General features: G+C 66.5%; 13 protein-coding genes and 1 tRNA gene. 4 read left to right on the top strand and 10 right to left on the bottom strand.

Translation table 11 applies throughout. The features are described from left to right. Window positions 1–90: 90 nt before the first annotated feature. From VGE49_RS07690 to VGE49_RS07660, 7 genes are all read right to left on the bottom strand, one after another. Window positions 91–306 (bottom strand): hypothetical protein, encoded by a 216-nt coding sequence (locus VGE49_RS07690; protein ID WP_300196805.1) that lies wholly within the window; start codon window positions 304–306, stop codon window positions 91–93. Further along, the gene (gene def, locus VGE49_RS07685; RefSeq protein ID WP_331033972.1) at window positions 306–878 is read right to left on the bottom strand and encodes a peptide deformylase; all 573 of its coding nucleotides are present in this window, start codon (window positions 876–878) and stop codon (window positions 306–308) included. Before def ends, VGE49_RS07690 begins: the two co-directional genes overlap by 1 nt. Window positions 879–972: 94 nt before the next feature. Beyond that, the gene (locus VGE49_RS07680) at window positions 973–1,314 is read right to left on the bottom strand and encodes an acyl-CoA thioesterase (RefSeq protein WP_414643618.1); all 342 of its coding nucleotides are present in this window, start codon (window positions 1,312–1,314) and stop codon (window positions 973–975) included. Between the two features lie 136 nt (window positions 1,315–1,450). Further along, window positions 1,451–2,623 carry a patatin-like phospholipase family protein gene (locus tag VGE49_RS07675; protein ID WP_331033970.1) on the bottom strand — a complete coding sequence of 391 codons (1,173 nt, stop codon included), beginning with the start codon at window positions 2,621–2,623 and terminating at the stop codon, window positions 1,451–1,453. Window positions 2,624–2,774: 151 nt separating this feature from the next. Beyond that, the gene (locus tag VGE49_RS07670) at window positions 2,775–3,302 is read right to left on the bottom strand and encodes a TIGR00645 family protein (RefSeq protein WP_331033969.1); all 528 of its coding nucleotides are present in this window, start codon (window positions 3,300–3,302) and stop codon (window positions 2,775–2,777) included. A 142-nt stretch (window positions 3,303–3,444) separates the two neighbouring features. Further along, window positions 3,445–3,819 (bottom strand): hypothetical protein, encoded by a 375-nt coding sequence (locus VGE49_RS07665; RefSeq protein WP_331033968.1) that lies wholly within the window; start codon window positions 3,817–3,819, stop codon window positions 3,445–3,447. Between the two features lie 164 nt (window positions 3,820–3,983). After that, window positions 3,984–4,301 carry a hypothetical protein gene (locus tag VGE49_RS07660; RefSeq protein WP_331033967.1) on the bottom strand — a complete coding sequence of 106 codons (318 nt, stop codon included), beginning with the start codon at window positions 4,299–4,301 and terminating at the stop codon, window positions 3,984–3,986. 50 nt (window positions 4,302–4,351) lie between these two features. On the opposite strand from VGE49_RS07660, the gene VGE49_RS07655 reads away from it, so the two are divergent. Beyond that, window positions 4,352–4,744 (top strand): hypothetical protein, encoded by a 393-nt coding sequence (locus VGE49_RS07655; RefSeq protein WP_331033966.1) that lies wholly within the window; start codon window positions 4,352–4,354, stop codon window positions 4,742–4,744. 157 nt (window positions 4,745–4,901) lie between these two features. Here VGE49_RS07655 and VGE49_RS07650 read toward each other — a convergent pair. Next, window positions 4,902–4,978: transfer RNA gene (locus VGE49_RS07650), tRNA-Arg, on the bottom strand. Window positions 4,979–5,125: 147 nt separating this feature from the next. On the opposite strand from VGE49_RS07650, the gene VGE49_RS07645 reads away from it, so the two are divergent. After that, window positions 5,126–6,409, top strand: coding sequence for a hypothetical protein (locus VGE49_RS07645; protein WP_331033965.1), 1,284 nt, complete (start codon window positions 5,126–5,128; stop codon window positions 6,407–6,409). Window positions 6,410–6,476: 67 nt separating this feature from the next. After that, window positions 6,477–6,794 (top strand): hypothetical protein, encoded by a 318-nt coding sequence (locus VGE49_RS07640; RefSeq protein ID WP_331033964.1) that lies wholly within the window; start codon window positions 6,477–6,479, stop codon window positions 6,792–6,794. Between the two features lie 41 nt (window positions 6,795–6,835). Here the strand turns inward: VGE49_RS07640 and VGE49_RS07635 are convergent, their stop codons facing one another. Both VGE49_RS07635 and VGE49_RS07630 read right to left on the bottom strand, forming a co-directional pair. Next, window positions 6,836–8,089, bottom strand: a complete 1,254-nt coding sequence (locus tag VGE49_RS07635; RefSeq protein WP_331033974.1) for an MFS transporter — start codon at window positions 8,087–8,089, stop codon at window positions 6,836–6,838. Window positions 8,090–8,136: 47 nt separating this feature from the next. After that, window positions 8,137–8,613, bottom strand: a complete 477-nt coding sequence (locus VGE49_RS07630) for a cupin domain-containing protein (protein ID WP_331033963.1) — start codon at window positions 8,611–8,613, stop codon at window positions 8,137–8,139. Between the two features lie 49 nt (window positions 8,614–8,662). Between VGE49_RS07630 and dapE the strand changes: the two genes are divergently transcribed. Further along, window positions 8,663–9,856 carry a succinyl-diaminopimelate desuccinylase gene (gene dapE / locus VGE49_RS07625; protein WP_331033962.1) on the top strand — a complete coding sequence of 398 codons (1,194 nt, stop codon included), beginning with the start codon at window positions 8,663–8,665 and terminating at the stop codon, window positions 9,854–9,856. Window positions 9,857–9,875: the final 19 nt, after the last annotated feature.

Genomic DNA, 9,875 nt, shown 5'->3' with positions numbered 1-9,875 from the left:
GGCGATCAGCTCGGCCAGCGACGGCACGGCGAAGTCGGGGGTTCCCATGAAGGCTAGGCGCATGGCCACGCCTTTAGACCGTGGGGCGGATTACATCCAGCGCGTATAGACGCCGCCGCCCTCGTCCCACTCGCCGCCCGCATCCAGGGCGTCGTCGAAATCGAGCAGGCGATCCAGCAGCAGACCCGCCACCACGCCCAGGGCGCCGACGGCGACGATGGTGGCCAGGCTGGCCACGCCGACCTTCTGATTGCGCGTCAGACGACGACGACCGCTGGGGTCGATGATCTGGGTCTTGCGGGCCATCAGGCGGCGAGCCTTGCGTTCTTTTTGACCTTGGCGACGGCCCGTTCACGGCGCAGGCGCGACAGGTGGTCGATGAACAGGACGCCGTTCAGGTGATCCAGTTCGTGCTGGAAGCAGACGGCGTAGAGACCCTCGATCTCCTCCTCGATCTGCTTGCCGGCGTAATCCATGTAGCGGACACGGACGCGGGCCGGGCGTTCGACGGCGTCGAAATATTCCGGCACCGACAGGCAACCTTCCTCGTAGGAGAACATCTCGTCCGAGGCCCAGACGACCTCCGGATTGACGAAATAGCGCGGGTTGCGGCGCGCCAGGGCGTCTTCCTCGGTTTCCGGCTCGTCCGGCTGCCCCTCGACGACCTTGTCGCCCAGGTCCATGACCACGACGCGCTTCAGCTCGCCGATCTGGGCGGCGGCCAGACCGATGCCCGGCGCGGCGTACATGGTCTCCAGCATGTCGTCCATGAGGGCGCGCAGCGCGTCGGTCACGCCGCCCTCCACAGGCTGGGAGACGGACTTGAGGATCGCCAAGTCGGCGGCGTTATCGATGGTCAGGATGCGACGAATAGCCATGGCCCGCAGGTAGGATGCGAAGCCTCGAACGTCAAGAATTACCGAGTGCGGCGCTTGGTCTTAGCCTGGCGCCGCACCGGCTTTCCAGGCGGTTTCAGACCGGCGGCAGCGGGCGCGGCTTGCGGTCCGCGTCGATGGCCACATAGGTGAAGACGCCCTCGGTCACGCGCACCGACTGGGCCTCGGGCTCGCCGCGCGAACGCTTCCAGGCCTCGACATGGACGCGGATCGAGGTGCGGCCGGTGTGGACGACGCGGGCATAGGTCGAGACCTCGTCGCCGACCGAGACCGGCTGGTGGAAGACCATGCCGTCCAGGGCCACGGTGGCGCAGCGGCCGTTGGCGCGCTCGAAGGCGGGGGTGGCGCCGGCGAGGTCCATCTGGGCCAGAAGCCAGCCGCCGAAGATGTCGCCCTCCGGGTTGGTGTCGGCGGGCATGGCGATGACGCGGCCGACAGGCTGGCCTTCGGGAAGCTGGGCGGGGGTCTGTTCGACGTCGGTCACGATCGGGGCCTTGGAAGTCTTGGGGAGAAGGCCCTCTCCATGCGCCTCCCGCTCGGCCGCATCAAGGCCCCTATCCTCTGGGCCGCAGCCGATCCAGCAGCCCCTGAAGCCCCTGCCGCTCGGCCACCGGCGAGCGCCACAGCTCACCCGCCCGCGCCCGTTCGCGCGCCGCATCGAACAGGCGTTGCATCGTGGCGGTGTCGAAGCTGAGCATCCCGCCCTGATCCGGGGCGTCGGGGATGGAGGCCACGCTGATCGGCAGGCCCTGCGCCGCACAGAAGGTCGTCGCCGTCCCCAGGGCCTGGCGATAGGAGAACCGCAGCATGGCGTCGAAGCTGCGCGTCAGTACCGCCGCCACATTGGGCGCCGTGGTGCGCGGCGCGGGCTCCAGCACCGTGTTGACCAGGACATGCACCCGGCCGCGATGCAGCCGCCGCCCCAGCCGATTCCAGCGCAGCAGGCCTTCGGGCATCAGGAACAGGGGTGCCGCGACGCCGCCGTCCACGTGCATCTCCTCGAACTTCTCGCCATCCGCCTCGCCCTCAACTGTGCAAGGGATGCGGCGCGGCGGGAACAGGCCTGGCAGGCTGGCCGAGGCGGCCAGAACCTCGCGGAACAGGGCCACGGCCCGCTCGCCGCCGTGCGCGGCGATGGCCCCCATGTCCCAGATGCAGGCGCGCTGACTGTCCAGATCGGTGGTCGCCACCAGCAGCCGCCGCCCCCGCGCGTGCTCGGCCGCCACGGCGTCGATCATGGCCTCGTCCACGAAGGGATGGATCAGGGCGTCCAGGGCCTCGCCCCGAAACAGGCCCCCGGTGAAGCTCGAGGCCAGACGGCGCAAGCTCAGCAGGTCCGCGGCGTGCCCCCCGACATAGGCGTCCGCCAGACGATCGTCCCAGGCAGGCCCCAGAAAGGCGAAGGGCGCGATCAGGGCCCCGGTGCTGACGCCTGTCACCAAAGCGAACTCGGGCCGCACCCCCGCCTCGGTCAGGCCGACCAGGGCCCCGGCCCCATAGGCGCCGCCCGCCGCGCCGCCGGAAATGGCCAGCATGTCGAACCGCCCCGACGCCCAGCCCGAGCGCGGCAGCGACAGCCGGTCCGCAGCCGCCTCCAGCGACGTCTCGGCCTGCTCGATGCTCAGTCGGATGTCGGAAAAGCCCTTGACCCGCCCCTGACCCGGAGGGGGCGCGGGCAGGCGCCCCTTGGGGGCGCCGCGTCGGACAGGAAGGATGGGTTCGCTCACACGCTTTCATCAACCGCAGCGTCGCTTCGGTCAAATGGCGATGATGTCGCGTTCCGTGGAAGGCGACTCAAATCCCATCAAACGGACTCGGAATAGAACAGCTAGCCGTTTGCAAGCGTGTTCCCCGCTGAAAGCGTTATAGATTTGACCTTCAACGCTTGCTGGATTTGGCCGCCATCCAGTCCATCAGCGCTAGCAGCACTCCGGAACATACAAAGGTCAGATGGATGATCACGAGCCACATCAGGTAACGTTCGTCGAGGGTGGTCTGCTTGCCTATCTCCATGAACTGCTTAAGCAGATAGATGCCGGAAATGGCGACGATGGAAGCGATCAGCTTCATTTTCAGGTCAGAAAAGTCGACCGTGCCCATCCAGGATGGTCGATCGACGTTGTCGGCTATATCGAGTTTGGAAACGAAGTTCTCGTAACCCGAGAAGAGAACGATCAACAGGAGATTGCCCGCGAGTGTCAGGTCGATCAAGGTAAGAATGACGAGAATTGCCTCTTCAGAATCCAGGCTGAGCGACTGGGGCACATAGTAAACGAGTTGGCGCAGGAACACGACTGTCAGCATGGCCAAGGCCACTACCAACCCCAGATACATGGGTGCCATGAGCCAACGCGAAGCGAATAAGCCGCGTTCGAATCGAACTTCCAAATCAGGCTTGATAGACATGGTGGACTTTCAGGGAGGGGGGGGCTTAAGCGTCGCTGTGGCCACCAGACCTTATTCGATGCGCTTTGAGGTTGGAAGCGCCACTTGCTGATCAATTGCGGGATTCGAGCCGAACGACGGACCATGCAACCAAGTCAAGCCTTCACTGCGCGGCTTCAACGTCCTGCTCACCGATCGAAATGCAACGCTGCCGGGCACCTGGTAGCCCTGGCTCGGTGCGCGGCACGAGGCTGGCCACTTCGCCGCCTGGACCATAGGTCGCGAGCCATTGGCAGCCAGTCTGCAAGTCGGTCAGGACGAACAGGTTCGCTTCGGCTGTGGGCGTCTTAGTGAAGGTGGCTCCAAGGGCCACCGTCCGCAGAACACCGACAGGATCGTTGATCGCCCCCTGTATTTCGGAAGCACGACTGTTCAAGCTGTCGGCCGTGGTGCGGGCCGCTTGCGCCGCTTCTTCGACTTCCCGCAGGGCGGAGGTATCGATCGGGTCGCACGCTGCAAGAGCGACGCCGACCGACATCGCCGCAAGAAGAGGTCGGAGCGTGTGTGTCCTCGGGAGAACATGAGCCGGACGGTCGCTAAGGGTCGCGTTTAACTCGTTCATCGGGTGTGAAATCTCCAGAAATGGATTTATGCGCCGAAGGGGATGCGAGCCTCAGCAGGGATCAGCGGGCGTCGCGCGATTTAGCGCGGACCGAGCGAACTGCCCTCATCAGGATCGCAAAGGCGGTCATCAATTTCAAAGCCATGATAGTGCTGTATCGCCTGATGTGGCGGGTCGAACGGGTCGTCATAGCGCCTCTCCTCTTGCAAGGGGCGCTCTCCGCCGAGGCCAAGGGATACTGGAAGGAACCGGACCCCGGCATCGAGATCGCACCCGATGCGGTCCGACATCACGATCACAATAATCGTCAGAGGATCCCGGTCCGCCCAGTCAAATTGAACGTCCTGATCGGGAGTTGCCAATGAGTTGTGCTCAACTTCATCCGGCGACTTGGGCACATATCTTCAATGCATTGGTCAAAGGAACGCTGTCCTTCCGGATAGACCGCGTGGAGAAGGCTTGGTCCTGTTCCATTCGAATCGACCGAATGGAGATGGGCTGTGCTCTTGCCAAACTCCCCAACTATCCTCTGCCGCAAGGATTGCGTCTATCGATGGGTAACGCCGCTGTCCTGTTGGGCGAAAGTGCGACGTCGTTAGGATGTGCGGCACGCATTGGCCTGTTGACGGCTGAACGACACGATACCGGCTACAAGGTGGCTTTGCCGGACCTGGATGATTTTCGGCAGCGTTACGTCTTCAACCACGAACTAAACAAAACATATGCCAACTCAGATGTTTTTTGGCGGACCTATGTCAAGCTCGCGGGGTTGGAACCGGTAGCGCGCTTGGGAGGTCGTCACTGCTGGGACAGGCGTGCATTGAGCGAAATTATTGGCTGAGTCGGTCAAAGCGGAACATTTGTTGGTCAGAGTCGATCAACGCGGAATTCGGAGTCTACTCAGAAATGGTCACTCGTCTCTAAGCGACTGATCCCCAAGAAAATTTTTCTGATCGCTGGAGTCGCTCACGATGGAACGCGACAGATGAAGGAGGAGATGGCGCACCCGACAGGATTCGAACCTGTGACCTCTGCCTTCGGAGGGCAGCACTCTATCCAGCTGAGCTACGGGTGCGTCTGCGGCTCTAGAGCCGGACGGCGGTGCTTACAGCATGGGCCGGGCGGCCTCAATCCCTGAAATCCCGGCGGCGGCGCCTTCATGGCCTCGACTTGGCGTAGGGGCCGCAAACGCCTAGCGTCGCGCCGGAGAGAGGGAGTTTCCATGCGCATCGCCACCATCGCCGCCCTGACGGCCGCCGGCCTGCTGGCCGCCTGCGCCACGACATCGAAGACAGCGCCCGACAGCCTGGACATGGTGGCGCGCGACTATGTCGCTCTGACGCTGGAGATCGGCGAGCGCGAGCCGGGCTATGTCGACGCCTATTACGGTCCGGCCGAATGGGCCGAGGCGGCCAAGGCCCACCCGCGCGCCCTGCCCCAACTGGCCGAGGGCGCCGCGGCCCTGGCGACGCGGCTGGAGGCCCTGCCGACGACGAGTCTCGACGCCCAGAGCCTGCAGCGCCGGGCCTATCTGTCGGCCCATGTCTCGGCGGCCTCGGCACGTCTGCGGATGCTGCAGGGCGAAAAGATGAGCTTCGCCGACGAGGCCGAGGCCCAGTTCGGCGTGCGGCCGGAGCTGCGCCCCCTGTCGTCCTATGATCCCGTGCTGGCGCGCATCGACGCCCTGATCCCCGGCGAGGGGCCGCTGGCCGACCGCGTCGCGGCGTTTCGCGCCCGCTACGTCATTCCCAAGAATCGGCTGGAGCCGGTGATGCGGGCCGCCATCAACGAGTGCAAGGCGCGCACCGAGCGGCACATGACCCTGCCCGCCGACGAGACCTTCACCCTGGAGTTCGTCAACAACAAGCCGTGGTCGGGCTACAACTGGTACAAGGGAAACGCCTTCAGCCTGATCCAGGTCAACACCGACCTGCCCATCTTCATCGACCGCGCCGTCGATCTGGGTTGCCACGAGGGCTACCCCGGCCACCACGTCTACAACGCCCTGCTGGAACAGACCTTCGTCAAGCAGAAGGGCTGGGTCGAGATGAGCGTCTATCCCTTGTTCAGCCCCATGTCCTTCATCGCCGAGGGCAGCGCCAACTACGGCATCGACCTGGCCTTCCCCGGCCATGAGCGCACCGATTTCGAGAAGCGCGTACTCTATCCTCTGGCCGGTCTGGACCCGGCGACGGCCGAGGCTCAGACCCAGCTTCTGGCCCTGACCCGCGAGCTGGGCCGAGCCGAATACACCATCGCCGACGCCTATCTGGCGGGCCGGATCAACCGCGAGACAGCGCTGGACCAGCTGCAGAAATACAATCTGGTGGCGCGCGACCGAGCGGCGCAGCGCCTCAGCTTCATCGAGACCTACCGCAGCTACGTGATCAACTACGGCCTGGGCCGCGACATGGTGCAGGCCTGGGTCGAGCGTCATGGACCGGATCACTGGGCCACGACCGAACGGCTGCTGGCCAGCCAGACCCTGCCGGTGGATCTGGACTAGGGCGAGGCAACCCCCTTCTGCTTCCGACGTTTAGCGCCGAGGTTCAACGCAAGAAGGGGGACATCCCATGCGCATCCGCACGCCCGCCCGCATTCTGGCCATCACCGCCGTCTCGGTTCTGGCGCTCGGCGCTAGCGCCTGCACCCAGGCCGAGCAGAAGACGGCCGAGGCCAATGTCGATGCGGCGGGCGAGAAAGCCGCCGACGTCGCCGCCCAGACCGGCGAAGTGGTCGAGTCCGGCGCCATGAAGGCGGCTCAGGCCGTCGAGAGCGGCGCCGGCAAGGTCGCCGACAAGCTGGAAGCCGAACAGGCCGAGGCCGCCCGCGAAGGCCGCCCCGGCGCCGTCGACCCGGCCACGGACACGCGCGTCCCGGCCAAGGACTGATCGGACAAGACCCCTTCTCCTGTCGCGGAGAAGGGGCGTCTTCAGGTCAGCTTGTTCGCCTTCCTCAGGCTGGGGAAAACCCTGGCCCAGACGCCGGTCGCGGCCAGGGCGCCGATCCCGCCGAACACCGCCGCCCCGATGGGGCCGAGCAGACGCACCATGACGCCGGAATAGGCCTCGCCCAGTTCGTTGGAGGCGCCGATGAACAGCATGGACACCGACGACACGCGGCCGCGCATATGATCGGGCGTGGCCAGCTGGATCAGGGTCTGGCGGATATTGACGCTGATCATGTCGGCGGCGCCGCCGATGAACAGCACCGCGCCGGACAGCCAGACGCTCTTGGACAGGCCGAAGATCAGGGTGCAGATCCCGAACACGGCCACCGCCGCGAACATCCAGCGCCCGCCGTGACGACGGATCGGGAAACGGCTGAGATAGAGGGCCATGCCCAGCGCCCCGACCCCGAAAGCGGCGCGCAGCAGGCCGAAGCCTTCAGGCCCGACGTGCAGAATGTCGCGCGCGAAGATCGGCGTCAGCAGGGCCACCCCCGCCAGCAGCACCACGACGAGGTCCAGCGAAATGGCGCCCAGAACGATCTTGGTCTTCCAGACATAGGCCAGACCTTCCTTGACCAGCTCCAGCGGCCCGACGCCCGTCTCGACGAATTTCGGCTGGCCCGAGGTGCGGATCAGCAGGAAGCAGCCGATGGCGACCAGGAACAGGGCCATGGCCGAGGCGTAGGCCCACGGCACGGCGAAGCCGACGATGACCCCGCCGAGCGCCGGGCCGGCGATGGCCCCGGTCTGGAAGGCGATGGACTGGGCCGCGATGGCCGGCGGCAGGGCCTTGCGTCCCACCACCATGGGCAGGAAGGCCTGGCTGGCCGGGGCGAGGAAGGCGCGCGCCGCGCCGAAGACGGCGGCCACGGCCAGCAGGCCCCACAGCGGCGGCGCGCCGTGCAGGGCCATGCCGAGGAAGGCCAGGGCGCACAGGCTCTCGACCACGATGGACAGGGTCACGGTGTGCTTGCGGTCGCGCCGGTCGGCCATGGCCCCGGCGGGCAGGGTGAAGGCCAGCAGGGGCAGGAACTGACACAGGCCCACCAGCCCCAGATAGAGGCTGGCCTCGGCGATCGGATGGTCGCGCCGGGCGATCTCATAGACCTGCCACAACAGGGCCGAGGACTGGATCTGGATGCCCAGGACGGCGGCGACGCGGCCCAGCCACAGCAGGCGAAAATCCCGCAACCCCCACGGACTGGACGGCCCGCCGTCATGCGTATCAGGCGGCAAGGGCGGTTGGGGCGGAACGGTCGGGGCGGTGTCTACGGATTCAGTCGTCACGTTCTTCGGGGCGTCTTCGGATAGGGGGTTCCATCGCGGTGGAGATAGCCGCCGGCGCCCTGAGGCAGGATCATGTCGATGTCGGGATAATCGCAGGCGTCCTCACCCGGCCGACGCGAGCCGACCTCCAGCAGCACCGCCTCGCGGTCCGAGCGGTTCTCGATCTTGTGGCCGTTGGCGACCCCCGCCTTGAAGCCGGCGCAGTCGCCGGCTGTCAGAATCGTCTCGCCGTCGTCGTCGATCAGGACCACCTCGCCCTCAACCACCCAGACGAACTCGTCCTCGACCGTGTGCCAGTGCCGCTGGCTGGACCAGGCCCCGGCGGGCAGGCGCAGCAGATTGACCCCGAACTGGTCCAGACCGACGGCGTCGCCCAGCCGCCAGCGGCGACGCGGCTTGCAGGGCGCGGCGAATTCCTCGGGGTAGCCGGTGCCGTGGCCGGTCGGCGCGGAGTCGATGTCGATCTTGGGCACGGTTTCGGGCCTTCTCGCGGATGCGGGATATGCCTAAAGCATTAGTCCCATGAGCGCCGCATCACATTCCGTCATCGATCCTGTCGAACTGACCCGCGACCTGATCCGCATTCCCTCCGTCACCCCCGCCGACGAAGGGGCGATGGACGTGCTGGAACGCACCCTGACCGGGCTGGGCTTCGCCTGCCGCCGCATGGTGTTCGAGGGCCCGACCGGCGTGGGTCACGACGCCCGCATCGAGAACCTCTACGCCCGACGCGGCACGGCCTCGCCCAACCTCTGCTTCGCCGGCCACACCGACGTGGTGCCGACCGGCGACCTGACCGCCTGGACCGCCGCCCCCTTCGAGGGCGAGACCCGCGACGGCATCCTCTACGGCCGCGGCGCCGTGGACATGAAGGGGGGCATCGCCGCCTGGGTCGCCGCCGTGTCCCGCGTGCTGGCTGAGGGCGACGTTCCCGGCTCCCTCTCCTTCCTGATCACCGGCGACGAGGAAGGCCCGGCCCTGCACGGCACCAAGCGCGTGGTCGAGGCCCTGATGGCCGAGGGCGAGGTCATCGACGCCTGCGTGGTCGGCGAGCCGTCGTCGGCCCACCACCTCGGCGACATGATCAAGGTGGGGCGGCGCGGCTCGCTCAACACCTGGATCACGGTGCACGGCAAGCAGGGCCACGTCGCCTATCCCGACCGCGCCGCCAATCCGGCCCCGGTCGTGGCCAGGCTGCTGGCCCGGCTGGACGCCCATATTCTGGATGAAGGTTATCCCGAATTCCCGCCGTCCAACCTCGAGATCACCACCATCGACGTGGGCAATCCGGCCACCAACATCATCCCGGCCGAGGCCAGGGCGCGGCTCAACATCCGCTTCAATCCGACCCACACCGGCGACGGCCTGATCGACTGGCTGAACCGCGAGGCGGGTCTGGTTCAGGCCGAGACCGGCCTGCGCATCGAGCTGGAGCACATGTGCTCTGGCGAGGCCTTCCTGACCGAGCCGGGCGTCTTCGTCACGGCAGTGCAGGACGCGGTCGAGGCGACCCTGGGCCGCCGCCCCGAGGCCTCGACCACCGGCGGCACCTCCGACGCCCGCTTCATCCGCGCCCTGTGCCCGGTGCTGGAACTGGGCCTGGTCGGCCAGACCATGCACCAGGTGGACGAGCGCGTGCCCGAGGCTGAACTGCGGGCCCTGACCGACGCCTATCAGGCGGTCATCGCCACCGTGTTCGAGCGGCTGGAGACATAATTCGACGGGCCATGTCACA

Source organism: Brevundimonas sp. (assembly GCF_036405315.1).
GTDB lineage: Bacteria > Pseudomonadota > Alphaproteobacteria > Caulobacterales > Caulobacteraceae > Brevundimonas.
The sequence above is the reverse complement of the archived record's forward strand: the minus strand, read 5'-3'. Positions and strand labels throughout refer to the sequence as shown.